Origin of the sequence: Pseudoalteromonas galatheae (genome assembly GCF_005886105.2) — a bacterium.
In the GTDB taxonomy this organism is placed as follows: domain Bacteria; phylum Pseudomonadota; class Gammaproteobacteria; order Enterobacterales; family Alteromonadaceae; genus Pseudoalteromonas; species Pseudoalteromonas galatheae.
In genome coordinates this window covers 1413411-1426097 of sequence record NZ_PNCO02000001.1, presented here as the reverse complement: position 1 = coordinate 1426097, position 12687 = coordinate 1413411, and the positions used below count along the sequence as shown (strand labels likewise).

Annotated in this window: 11 protein-coding genes; 3 read left to right on the top strand and 8 right to left on the bottom strand. The window is 42.1% G+C overall.

From position 1 onward, the window contains the following. Positions 1-164: 164 nt before the first annotated feature. The gene (locus CWC29_RS06220; RefSeq protein ID WP_095727258.1) at positions 165-1379 is read right to left on the bottom strand and encodes a pyridoxal phosphate-dependent aminotransferase; all 1215 of its coding nucleotides are present in this window, start codon (positions 1377-1379) and stop codon (positions 165-167) included. Between the two features lie 353 nt (positions 1380-1732). Next, the gene (locus CWC29_RS06215) at positions 1733-2077 is read right to left on the bottom strand and encodes an Hpt domain-containing protein (protein ID WP_128728292.1); all 345 of its coding nucleotides are present in this window, start codon (positions 2075-2077) and stop codon (positions 1733-1735) included. Between the two features lie 119 nt (positions 2078-2196). Between CWC29_RS06215 and CWC29_RS06210 the strand changes: the two genes are divergently transcribed. Then, positions 2197-2787 carry a tRNA-uridine aminocarboxypropyltransferase gene (locus CWC29_RS06210; RefSeq protein ID WP_138522669.1) on the top strand — a complete coding sequence of 197 codons (591 nt, stop codon included), beginning with the start codon at positions 2197-2199 and terminating at the stop codon, positions 2785-2787. Between the two features lie 9 nt (positions 2788-2796). Next, on the top strand, positions 2797-3585 hold the full coding sequence (locus CWC29_RS06205) for a CLCA_X family protein (RefSeq protein WP_128728294.1): 789 nt from the start codon (positions 2797-2799) through the stop codon (positions 3583-3585). Here CWC29_RS06205 and CWC29_RS06200 read toward each other — a convergent pair. The 3 genes from CWC29_RS06200 to apbC all read right to left on the bottom strand — a co-directional run bounded on the left by CWC29_RS06200 (position 3545) and on the right by apbC (position 8157). Next, positions 3545-6010 (bottom strand): bifunctional diguanylate cyclase/phosphodiesterase, encoded by a 2466-nt coding sequence (locus tag CWC29_RS06200; RefSeq protein WP_138522671.1) that lies wholly within the window; start codon positions 6008-6010, stop codon positions 3545-3547. The genes CWC29_RS06205 and CWC29_RS06200 overlap by 41 nt on opposite strands. A 456-nt stretch (positions 6011-6466) precedes the next feature. Next, entirely contained in the window at positions 6467-7051 is a 585-nt protein-coding gene (gene dcd, locus CWC29_RS06195) for a dCTP deaminase (protein WP_128728296.1), read from the bottom strand. A gap of 2 nt (positions 7052-7053) precedes the next feature. Continuing rightward, the gene (gene apbC / locus CWC29_RS06190) at positions 7054-8157 is read right to left on the bottom strand and encodes an iron-sulfur cluster carrier protein ApbC (RefSeq protein WP_138522673.1); all 1104 of its coding nucleotides are present in this window, start codon (positions 8155-8157) and stop codon (positions 7054-7056) included. A gap of 202 nt (positions 8158-8359) precedes the next feature. On the opposite strand from apbC, the gene metG reads away from it, so the two are divergent. Beyond that, positions 8360-10396, top strand: coding sequence for a methionine--tRNA ligase (gene metG, locus CWC29_RS06185; RefSeq protein WP_138522675.1), 2037 nt, complete (start codon positions 8360-8362; stop codon positions 10394-10396). A 56-nt stretch (positions 10397-10452) separates the two neighbouring features. Here metG and CWC29_RS06180 read toward each other — a convergent pair whose 3' ends face one another. The 3 genes from CWC29_RS06180 to CWC29_RS06170 all read right to left on the bottom strand — a co-directional run bounded on the left by CWC29_RS06180 (position 10453) and on the right by CWC29_RS06170 (position 12645). Then, positions 10453-11076 (bottom strand): LysE family translocator, encoded by a 624-nt coding sequence (locus CWC29_RS06180; RefSeq protein ID WP_138522677.1) that lies wholly within the window; start codon positions 11074-11076, stop codon positions 10453-10455. Positions 11077-11168: 92 nt separating this feature from the next. After that, positions 11169-11969, bottom strand: coding sequence for an AraC family transcriptional regulator (locus tag CWC29_RS24070; protein WP_128728300.1), 801 nt, complete (start codon positions 11967-11969; stop codon positions 11169-11171). Positions 11970-12018: 49 nt separating this feature from the next. Further along, positions 12019-12645, bottom strand: a complete 627-nt coding sequence (locus CWC29_RS06170) for a LysE family translocator (RefSeq protein WP_128728301.1) — start codon at positions 12643-12645, stop codon at positions 12019-12021. Positions 12646-12687 lie beyond the last annotated feature (42 nt).

Below are 12687 nucleotides of genomic sequence, written 5' to 3'. Positions count from 1 at the left end.
AGTCGCTTAATTAAGTGATCTATTTTGAGGCGAGAAAATCTTGCCGATAACCGGGCGAAATTTTGCTATTTAGTTATTCTAAATGAGAAATTTTTAACGCAGTTAGCGTCAGATTTACTCCTTCAAATTGAGCAAGTACTAAGACTAATTTGTATTACAAGATATTACTGACTGTAATGTGCAAAAAAGCGCTTTACTCTATCCATTGCGGGCTGTAAATCATCTTTATGTGGCAAAAACACTAATCTAAAATGATCGGCACTAGGCCAGTTAAAAGCGCGTCCGTGGACAAGTAGAATTTTTTCTTCTTTGAGCAAGTCCAGCACCATGCGCTCATCATTCTTAATATTAAACCGTTTCACGTCCACTTTTGGAAACGCATAAAGTGCGCCCTTTGGCTTTACACAGCTTATCCCTTCAATATCGTTTAAACCTTTAAACGCAATATCACGCTGCTCATACAAGCGCCCACCCGGTTCAATGAGTTGGTCGATGGATTGTATGCCTCCAAGCGCTTGTTGAATGGCGAACTGTGCAGGAACATTGGCGCATAATCGCATAGAGGCGAGCATTTCTAAGCCTGTAATCAAATCCTGCATCACTGAATGCTTACCACTGATCACCATCCAACCCATGCGGATCCCGGCCGCACGATAGGTTTTTGCTAAGCCGTTAAAAGTGATAACTGGTATATCATCACAAAGACTTGCTATTGAAAAATGCTCCGCACCGTCATATAAGATCTTTTCGTAGATCTCATCACTCAGTATTAATAGCTTGTGTTCTCTGGCAACGTCAATTAATGCCTCAAGCAATGCTTTGTCATATACCGCACCGGTCGGATTGTTTGGATTGATCAGCACCAACGCTTTGGTACGACTCGTGATTTTACGCTTGATATCTTCGATATCTGGAAACCAGTCTTGCTCTTCATCACAAAGATAATGCACTGGATTACCGCCAGATAGTTTAACGGCAGCAGTCCATAACGGATAATCCGGTGCGGGGATCAACACCTCGTCACCATCATTGAGTAAAGCTTGTGCGGTCATTTGGATCAATTCACTGACACCATTGCCAATGAAGATGTTATCAACACTAATATTAGGAAAGCTTTTCTGCTGATAATATTGGTATACGGCAACTCGAGCAGAATATAATCCTTTTGAGTCACAATACCCCTGCGCAGAATATAAGTTTTTTATGATGTCTCGGTGCATATCTTCTGGCATATCAAAGCCAAATGCCGCCGGATTACCAATATTTAATTTGAGGACTTTCATGCCCTCGTCTTCCATTTTTCTTGCTTGATCCAACACTGGACCACGAATATCGTAACTCACCCCGTTTAGCTTATTACTTTTTGTTATTTGTAGCATCTATAACCCCCTCATTTTGCTCAAGCATATATCACAATGCCGTCTAAATTCTATGCTTGTGATAACTTTTTATGCTGCAAAAAAGAAACGTATAAAATGAAGTTGATAGGGTGGGACAAGTAATACCGATTTGCTTAATTAAGTGATCCGTTCTGAGACGGGAAAGTTCTATCGATAACCAAACAAAAATTTTGCTATTTGTTTGTTCTCAGCGAGAAATTTTTAACACAGTTGATGTCAGAATTGCTCCTTCAAATTAAGCAAGTATTAAGATAAGTTGGCCTATTCACAACACTAGGTTAAAAAAGGCCGTATACACGACCTCATTCTTTACACTTTGGATTACGTTAATTTTAAGAATGTACTTCCAGCCACTGCTGTAATTTAGCTTTTGAACCTGCAACTTGCGCTGCTAGCTTCGCAATTGAGTCATCGACAATGTCCGCCTCGCCATGAATTAGGGCGTGCTCAATCGCCTTTGCCAATTCACTCAAACTAGCAGCCCCAAATTGAGCAGCATTAGATTTCAAACTGTGAGCATGACGAATAGCAGCTTCTTGATCCTGATTCAAGTTCAGCATCAACTCCGATTCTAACCGCTCGAATTCCGAACAACAAAAATGAACCGTATCTTCGAATTGCTCGCCCAGTAACATTTGCATGTTCTCTAAGGCACTTTCATCTATCACGATGCTCATAATTTTCCTTAAGTTTAATATTCTATTACTTATGCTAGCCAAATCTGGTTTCTTGTGCAAAGTAAATACAGGCAAGATATGATAAAATGTGACTTAAATTAAAAAATGCCTCATCAATCATGAAACGTAATACCTGTCCAGTCTGTCGATTTCCCACAAACACTTGCGTTTGCAGCTATATTGGAAACACAATATCAAATACAACCCAAGTTATTATCATACAGCACCCAAGCGAAGTAAAAGTTGCCAAAAATACGGCAAAGCTGCTCGCCTTACAGTTAGATAGGTTTACGCTTTATGTTGGAGAAAATACTGCTGACTTTGAGGAATTAATTAACTTCTGTCGCTTAAATCACGTCGCTGTGCTATACCCAAACAGCCATGCCAAAACCCTAACTACAGAATATAACTTCGATCAAACGCTTGATGCTATCATCTTATTGGATGGTACGTGGAAGAAAGCCACTAAGCTTTATAATCTCAACCCGTGGCTAAGCCAGTTGCCCAGTTTTCAGTTCGATTCGGTAAATGCGAGTGAATATACTATTCGTAAATCTAAACATGAATACAGTTTATCAACACTTGAAGCGGCAGCTCAATTTCTCGAGATTGTAGATCAATGCGAAACAGCGGATCTCTATAAACTTCAAGCAGGCATGGTGAAAGAACAGATGAAGCTCATGCCTGATGATGTTAAGGCTAGGTATTGAAGGAAGAAAATGCCAAGCTCTAGACTACAGCGTGGATATGCTCGCCACGGACCCGATTATCGATTCGGCGATCAAGTGGATTTTAGTGAAATCAAACAGACCTTTGGCTTTAAAACCATGACCATTGGTAATTGGGTTACGCCCGAAGAAACCCGTTTATCCGCCAATTTAATTTATGATGCTCTTGCAGATCTAGCCCAAATATTACAGGTACCACCTGAAGTCATAGGCCTTCGGGGAACACTTCACTTTGCCTTTGGTACAGGCGGTCAACAAGGTGTTCAAGCGCATTATGCCGCAAATACCAGAACACTCGCTTTGGCAAAAAATGCCGGTGGTGGTGCACTCGCCCATGAATGGTGGCATGCTTTTGACCACTATATTTGCCAGCATTTAATAACACAGCCAAAGAAACCTTTTGCATCATCTGCTTGGCTACTTTCTACTGAGACCGTACGACACCCATTGAACAATGCCTTAGCAACTTTCTTTGCGCATACCTTTTTAGATGAACAACATCAAAAGCCAAATCGGTTTTTTCATACCGCTAAGATTGCTGATAGTGCAAATAGACAAATTTATTACGCACTACCCGAGGAATTAACCGCTCGAATGTTCGAGGCCATTATTGCCTATCACAGCGATATATCAAATTCATTCTTGGCCGCAGGAATTAAAGATTCTGAGCAAGAAAAGCTGGGAATTTACCCGACGAGTGAACATAGAACACGCTGCGCTAAGCCCATTTTTAACTACTTCAGCGAACTAGGAAAGATTTTATATCGCCGGCATAGGTGACTTTATTTAGCCAACTCTTAAATTCGTTAAACGGTAACGGACGTGAAATAAAATAGCCCTGTGCAAAGTCGCAGCCATAGGCCTGTAAACGAATATAGCTATTGATATCTTCAACCCCTTCAGCCACCACTTTTGATCCTAAACTGTGTGCCATATCACAAGTTGCCTTACAAATACTTTGATTACTTTTGGATGTCTCAATATCCATCACAAAGCTTTTATCAATTTTAAGCTCATCAAATCCAAGCTTACTCAGGTATGCAAGTGAGGAATATCCAGTACCAAAGTCGTCTATCGCTACTTTTACGCCGATTGAACGGTAGTCATTTAACACCCCTTTAAGCTCGGCTTCATTTCCTATTGTGACAGATTCTGTGATCTCTATCATAATCTGTGAAGGTGCTAACGAAAGCTCATTGATAAGTGTAATGAGCTGTACCGACAACTCTCTTCGACTTAAATCACGACCAGATACATTTATCGAAATAACGTGTTCAGGTAATAGCTTTGTTATCTCGGCTTGATAACGCAGTGCATGCTCGATCACCCACTCCGTGATTTCGTAAATTTGCCCTGAAGACTCGGCGATAGGAATAAATTCGTCAGGTGGAATGTAACCAAGTTCAGGGTGGAGCCACCGTAGTAACACTTCCGAGCCGAACACCCTCCCGGTCCCAAGGTCAACCTGTGGCTGAAAAAACAAACTAAACTGCTCATGTGCTATCGCACTTTTGAGAAATGAGGTGAGCTTTAAATGTCGTTCAGTGGAAATAGAGCTTTCAACGTCAAATAAATGCCAGCGTTGACCATTATGCGATTTAGTATTCAGTGCCTGCAGTGCGCGCTGGATCAGCTTTTCAGTAGATTTTGCGTGCATTGGGTAATTCGCCACACCTACTTCTAAACTATCTACTATTTGCGTGCCCTTATAGCCAATTCCTTCTTCAAAAACGGAAGATAAAATACATACATATTGCTCAACTTGACTGACTTCAATTTTACCGTCAAGCACGATGGCAAACACTTGATCTTCGAGACGATAAATTGGTGTTTCTCCTTTATTTGCAACTGCAGCGCTACCATAAGTATTGATCTGTTCGGAAACCTCTTTAAATAGCTTATTGATGTGCTGATTTGCAAAGGTTAAACCAAAGCTCAACCTTATTGATGGTAGGATAAGTGGTTTAAAGAGCACTAGGGTATGCGCTTTATTTTGCTCCTCAAGCTTAGCGAGTGAGCCAAACAGGGCGAATTTATTGGGCAGTGCAGTCTCTTTATCATACTCAGCATAATGAATATACATGCGCCGCTTTTCTGCATCATGCCAAACCACAAACAGGAGTAACAACATTAAATGCAGGCTGATCAATACATAGTTTACGGCTGATATTTGCTCACTTGGCTGTATCAATTGACTTCCTGCAAAGCCAATTAATACCGCCACCATGGGAGACCAAATTGCGCAGCAGAAATAGACTTCTTTGCGACTGTCTTTATCTTGGCTTACCAGAATCATTATAATTAACGCGATTGCCCCGATAACCATAATTGATTGCAAAGCAAGCGGTAAATCCACTTTTGCAAATGCAACGACGATACCGCTTAATAAATAAACATGGGCAGTCGTCTTGATGATTAGCTTCGTCTTTCGTTCAAGCCTATTTTTAGTGAGGAAGTGATGAAAAAACAAAAGGGTGAAGCCAAGTGAAAAACACACAAAGCTGCCACTGTAATGTAGAAAATGAATACTATTTTGGTAGCTAAAAAAGATATCCGCAAGTCCTTTATGAGCTACGTACAAGCAGGCTAATGACAGCAAATAGCCACTAACCGAAAGCAGACTTAGGCGCTTCGAAATAACACCGGTACTGAGCATAAAGATACTCAGTAAAAATATCACCCCTAGAAATAGCCCAGTTAAAAATAAATGAGCATTGGTATTTTTGATATACACTTCATAGGGTTCAATGCTCACTCGCGACACGGCAACATAAGGTGATTGAACTTTAACGATTAACGGCTCAACATGGCTATTGTTATCAATCACCAAATGGGGTGAAAAATGTCTCAATGATGTATGATTATTACTATTGGAAATTTGAATTAATTTTCCAGTAGAGTCAGTGGTAAAAAACTCAACACTGCCCATAGATGGACGTGAAACTGTTAGCACTTGGCCTGACGAATCAGCATAAATAAGATTCGTGACTCGAAGCCAAACAGCCACCCCCTTCGGAATAATTACAGCCTCTTGCGATTCACTAAATTGGGCTTCGGCAAAGTCACCGTAACCTACCGAAACTAGTGGTCTTGCTTCTATATTTTTTGCAGCCAACTGCGTTTCAGCAGAAGCCGACATCGCAAAAGTACAGCTCACAATTATCATAAACATCAACGTGACATACCTAGCAGTGCTAAGCCACATACCCATTCTCCTTGAGTCACTTTGACGGTGATTTATTAGCCTATTCATTATCCAAAGAACCAAGCGTTATCATTCAGAAAAACACTAACCCTCACGGTTATTAATTAAATTCCATTGAAAATCAGTAGGCTACGTCATTCTCGCGCCAACACGTATTCACTTTGTCTTCTGTAGCCATTTACATGATGTATCGTTCGACAACATAAAAACGTATTGTTGTAAGTATGGTTTGGATCAAAGCAAATGCAAAAATATTATTGAATTTAAATCGTTATGACTGATTTGGTGTGAGCTCAAAAATGTAAAGGTGGTGTGCCGTTATAGGAGGTCTAATATTTAATTTTAAGATTGGAATAACAACTTGTTCTCTAGCCGTTGTTATTCCAAACATAAGGGTCAAATTTGCTTATAGTAAGCTAACGACTAGCGCGCCAATCCATCCGCCAAAGTATTCCATTAACTGTCGTCACTAATACGTGAAGCAACCGCACTAGTTTGATCCTTATATTTGGCGTCTTTGCGCTCGTTATAAGGAAATTGCGCGGCACTGGTCATCGTTTCAAAACTCATCGCACCTATTTTCATATTTGGCCTAAGTGCCAAAGGTAACTTACCGGAGTTGTAAAACTCCAATACGATGTTTCCAGACCAACCGGGATCGATACGATGCGCAGTAACATGAACCATTAAACCAAGTCTTGCCAGCGACGAGCGGCCATCTAACCAACCAACAAGGTCGGCAGGTAGCGTTACCTTTTCATACGTCATTGCCAGCGCAAGCTCACCAGGGTGCAAGAAAAACGCTTGGCCATCTTCTAACACAATTTCGTCACTCATGATGGATTCCATCGCGGCATTGATCTGATCTTTAGGACCACTGAGATCAACGTAAGGCGCGGCATGGTCCTGAAACACTCTGAACTTGTTACCCAGTCTTAAATCCACGGTAACGCCTGAAATCATATCAGGCTTTGGGGTCGGTTCGATGATTATGCGTTGTTGTTCGATCGCTTCTCGAATATGGGTATCCGATAATCTCATTCTTAGTCTTCCGTCATCACAATCTCAACACCCGATGTTGAGTCTGATTGGTAATATAACATACTGGCAACCAGTTGGGCACAATCAACATAGTGATCTGCTATACCATGATTGTCAGTCTTACTTTCTGAACTAGGCTCACGGGTCGCGGAAATGATATCTTCGCCCTGCTCTGTTGCTGTTCTAATTTGGTCGTTAAGCGGTACTTCCGCAAGTAAAGGCACACCATAGCGACTCGCCAACGTGGTGCCACCAGAGTGACCAAAAATATGGTTGCGGCTACCACATTGCGCACAATTGAAGTAACTCATATTTTCGACCAAACCTAAAATGGGGAGCTGCACTTTTTCAAACATCGCGATGCCCTTCTGTGCATCTGCAAGCGCCAATGTTTGAGGAGTGGTGACAATCACCGCGCCACTGGCTGGCACTTTTTGCGTCATAGTGAGTTGGATATCTCCTGTGCCTGGTGGCATATCAACAATCAGATAATCCAGCTCGCCCCAATCCGTTTCATTTAACAATTGAGTAAGCGCTTGAGAAGCCATTGGTCCGCGCCAAACAGTGGCGTCTTCTGCAGGGACTAAAAAGCCAATAGACATGGCTTTAATGCCCGACTTTTCAATTGGTAGTAAGGTTTTATCATCTTTCGCCTGAGGTTTTTCATCCTCAAGAGCCAGTAAACTAGGTAGCGAAGGGCCATAAATATCAGCATCTAGCACACCGACTTTCGCGCCTTGAGCACGTAGCGCATACGCCAAATTAATCGCAGTGGTAGACTTACCCACTCCGCCCTTACCTGAGGCAACAAGAATAATATGTTTAATGGCTTTAAATTTTGGTCTGCCGACAACGACGACTTTCGATGTCACCTCAACGGGCTTGCCTAAGTGTTGCTGTAGATAACTAGCAACATCTTGGTCGCATTGGATGGCAAATGGGAAATTAATTTGTACTTGAATTTGCGCCTTTGATTCTTGTGTTTTGATCACCCAGTTTGCATCAATGCCCACTGGTAATGCGGCACTACGATAACCATTTAAAAGCTCAATGATTGCCTGTTTGGTGTTTTTTCCCTTGGCAAACCATTTTTCCAGTCCAAACATACAAATTAAACTCCTCTGGGTGATGAAAATAGCCACGGAATTATGTAACATTCAACTCATTAAAACCAGTCAATTCGCGGTTCATGGTCTGAACTAAGGTGAGTCACTAAGCACACTTGTCCATTCAAGTGTTAACTCGGTGAATAATCAACCAATTCAACACCATCAATTAGAAAGATCGCGCTAAATTCATGGAATCGTTATGACGAAGAGAAAAATTCTCATTACCAGTGCATTACCATATGCAAATGGCCCCACACACTTAGGCCACTTGCTGGAATATATTCAAACCGATATTTGGGCTCGCTTCCAAAAGCTACAAGGCCATGAAGCCTATTATGTATGTGCGGACGATGCGCACGGCACACCAATCATGCTAAATGCACAGAAGCAAGGTATCACGCCTGAAGAAATGGTTAAGCAGGTAAGTATTGAGCGTCAGCGTGACTTTGCAGACTTCAATATCGAGTTTGATAACTATCACAGCACACACAGTGACGAAAACCGTGAACTAAGCGAGCTAATCTACACTCGTTTAGACGAAAAAGGCTATATCAAAAAGCGCACGATTTCACAGTTATTTGACCCAGAGAAAGGCATTTTCCTACCAGATCGTTTTGTTACTGGCACTTGCCCGACTTGTAAGTCTGAAGATCAAAATGGCGACAGCTGTGATGCCTGCGGTGCAACCTACAGCCCAACAGAATTAATTGAGCCAAAATCAGTGATGTCTGGTGCGACACCCATCTTGAAAGACTCAGAGCATTACTTCTTTGACTTACCAGCGTTTGAAGACATGCTAAAAACATGGCTACGCTCAGGTAGTCTGCAATCTGAAATGGCGAACAAGCTTGACGAATGGTTTGCAGACGGCTTGCAGCAATGGGATATCAGCCGTGACGCCCCCTATTTTGGTTTTGAAATACCAGGCGCGCCTGGCAAGTATTTCTATGTTTGGTTGGATGCACCAATCGGCTACATGGCAAGCTTCAAAAACCTTTGCGAGAAACAAGGCCTAAACTTTGACGAGTTTTGGGGTGAAGGATCTGACGCCGAGCTTTATCACTTTATCGGCAAAGACATCATCTACTTCCACAGCCTATTTTGGCCTGCGATGCTTGATGGCGCTAATTTCCGTAAACCAAATAACGTATTCGCTCACGGTTTTGTCACCGTGAATGGCGCTAAGATGTCTAAATCAAAAGGCACTTTTGTAAAGGCTCGTACTTATCTAGAGCATTTAGACCCTGAATATCTACGTTATTACTATGCAGCTAAACTAAACAGCGGCGTTACGGATTTAGATCTAAACTTAGAAGATTTCGCGGCACGCGTAAACTCAGACTTAGTGGGCAAAGTGGTAAACATCGCAAGTCGCTGCGCAGGCTTTATTACTAAGAAATTTGACGGCAAGCTAAGCGGCTCTGTTATGGACGAAGCACTATTAACTAGCTTTGTTGCTGCAAAGGATTCAATCGCGACACATTTTGAAAACCGCGAATACAGCCGCGCAGTGCGTGAGATCATGACCCTTGCTGACAAAGCAAACCAGTTTATTGATGCCGAAGCGCCTTGGGTGCTTGCAAAGAATGAAGAGACGCTTGAGCGTGCACATCAAGTGTGCTCTATGGGTCTTAACCTATTCCGCGTACTACTGACTTATTTAAAGCCTATCCTTCCAGGTATGGCGAAAAATGTAGAAGCTTTCTTAAATACCGAGCTTACTTGGGAAAGTGTTAACAACGCTCTTGTTAATCATGAGATCAATAAATTTAAAGCGCTAATGCAGCGTGTTGAGCTTGATAAAGTGAATGCGATGATCGAGTCGTCTAAAGAAAGCCTTGAAAAGAAAGTAGGTGGTCAATCTGTAGCAGCAGATCCGAATAGCCCGCTTGCCAAAGAGCCAATCTCTGCGGAAATCGAATTCGATGATTTTGCCAAAGTTGATCTGCGTGTCGCAAAAATTGCTAACGCAGAGCATGTTGAAGGTGCAGATAAACTGCTTAAACTTACGCTTGATTTAGGTGGTGAAACGCGCCAGGTATTTGCTGGCATTAAATCGGCTTATTCACCTGAAGATCTTATCGGCAAGTTAACAGTAATGGTTGCAAACCTAAAACCTCGTAAGATGCGTTTTGGCATGTCGGAAGGCATGGTATTGGCCGCTGGCCCCGGTGGTAAAGAGATTTACATCTTAAATCCAGACGAGGGCTCACAGCCTGGCATGCGAGTGATGTAATCACCCTAATACTTGTATACAAATAAAGGCTTCTATTTAGAAGCCTTTATTTTTGCTCAGATCAAACCTTCGCGCCAAATTTCATTATCGAAAATTAACCAAGCCGCGACCAGATACAAACAGCCGCCGTAAAACCGATTCAACCATTTATTATAATTTGGGTCATTCGACACTCGCGCCAACAAATCACCAGCTTTAATCCACACCAAATGCACCGAAATATTAAGTATCGCAAGCCACAACACCAGAATTAAATTGCCCAACGCGCCGAAGGTCTCATTTGCTTGCTCACTAAAAAGCGTAAACATAATAAAGACTAACACCCATCCTTTGCTATTCAATATTTGCAGCAACGCTCCATCTATAAAACCTAATTTTTTGTTATCATTTGCTGGGGTGTTCTTAGTCGCGGCAAAAAACTTCGTTGCCAGATATATGAGGTAAATTGCACCTATCAATTGCATAATATTCAAAGCCATGGGGTGAGACTCAACGACTTTGCCAAGACCATACCCCACCAGCAGCGACTTTAGAATATACACTACGTCAACTCCGGCCAAGAGTCCTAATGATCGCCTCACTCCGACATTCGCACCTGATGCAGCAAATACGATATTTGCAGGTCCTGGACTAAAAACTAACGGGAACATGGCACTAAACCAAATGATAAACAAACTCATGGTTGAAACTTCTCCTTTGTGAAAGCACACAAAGTACAGAAATCGCAAGGCATGTTCTTGTACAAAATTGAAATAAGCCAAAGGCCTAGATATCAGCACCTGTAATTAGACGGTGATACCCCATATGCCCGCTTAAAGTTGCGACTAAAATGGCTTTGATCATAAAAGCCACAGGTTAGCGCCGTGTCCACACACGTCATACCCTTAGCAAGCAGCAGCTTGGCCTTTTGGATTTTAATTTGCAGGAGGAATTGGTGTGGAGTCAGGCCAAATGCAGAATTGAAACCTTTAATTAATTGAAACCGAGTGCTGTCCGTTAAGCACTCTAACTCATCGAGTGAAATATTTTCTTGCCAGTTATCAAAAAGATAATCTCTTGCACGAAACACGCTGTGAGTATCAATAAAAGCAGTGTTTTCAGGGTTTGTCACTGAGCCATACTGAGTAAACACCTTTTCTAAGGTCATCAGCAACAACGACTCTTTTGTCAGTGTGAAACTCGCTTGTTCCATGGCTTGATGAAGCTGCAATAAACCTAAAAATAGACGATTATCATCAATGATGGTGCGAGTAACAACGGGCGCTAAGTGCACACTCATATTATCAAAAAGTCGCTGTAGAAATGCGAGATCAAAGTAAAACATTCGATAGCGCCATCCACTTGGCACACCTGGGAATCCGGTGTGCACTTCAGAAGGGTTGATAGCAACAACGTGGTGTTTAGGCACAATCAATTTTTGCCCGCCATAGAGAATACCTTCAGCACCCTCTTCTATCACCCCAATAGCCAATTCATCATGCCAATGTTTGGCAAACTCAAATTTAGTATATTGCGCTGATAAAAGCTCGACACCCTCAACAGACTTGTCTTTCCAGATTTTAGACTTTTCCACGTGTAACTCTATTACTTTGGATTACCTTTTTTAGTCACCTTTGATTACTCTACTTCTCGCTCGCGATAACTTTTCCAGCTAATCCCAGCAGCAATACGCCCGAGATACCTTCAAGGGCACGAGAGTACCGCTTAGCATTAGGACGATTGAATAGCCAGCTTCCGGCTACCGCGTAAATCAAGTTACAAAGTGTCGCCAGGGCACTAAACAACATGCCGAGCATTAAAATTTGCAGCGAAGTGGAATGTGCTGAAAGGTCAACAAATTGCGGTAAAAAGGATAAGAAAAACAAAGCCACTTTAGGGTTTAAAACACTTACCAATACCCCCTGCATAAAGACATTGCCTGTTGCAACCTCGGTTTGTTTTAACTGAAGTTGACTATCGCCACGCCACATCGATAATAACGACTGAATCCCTAAATAAACTAGGTAAGCAGCGCCAAGCCACTTCACCACAGTAAACGCAAAGGCCGAGCTTAAAATAATTGCTGATAATCCTAAACAAGCGGCAATAGTATGAATGAAGTAACCAGTGCCTAAGCCTAATGCAGCCTTTAACCCTGCAGACATTTTACCCTTCATTGTATTGGACACAATATAGATCACATCGGGGCCTGGAATGAGGTTAATCGCGAGACACGCCACCGCAAACACAGCCAAAGATTGCAAGTCCATCAAAATTTTCCTTTTAAAACAAAACTTCGTCGTAAGTTATCA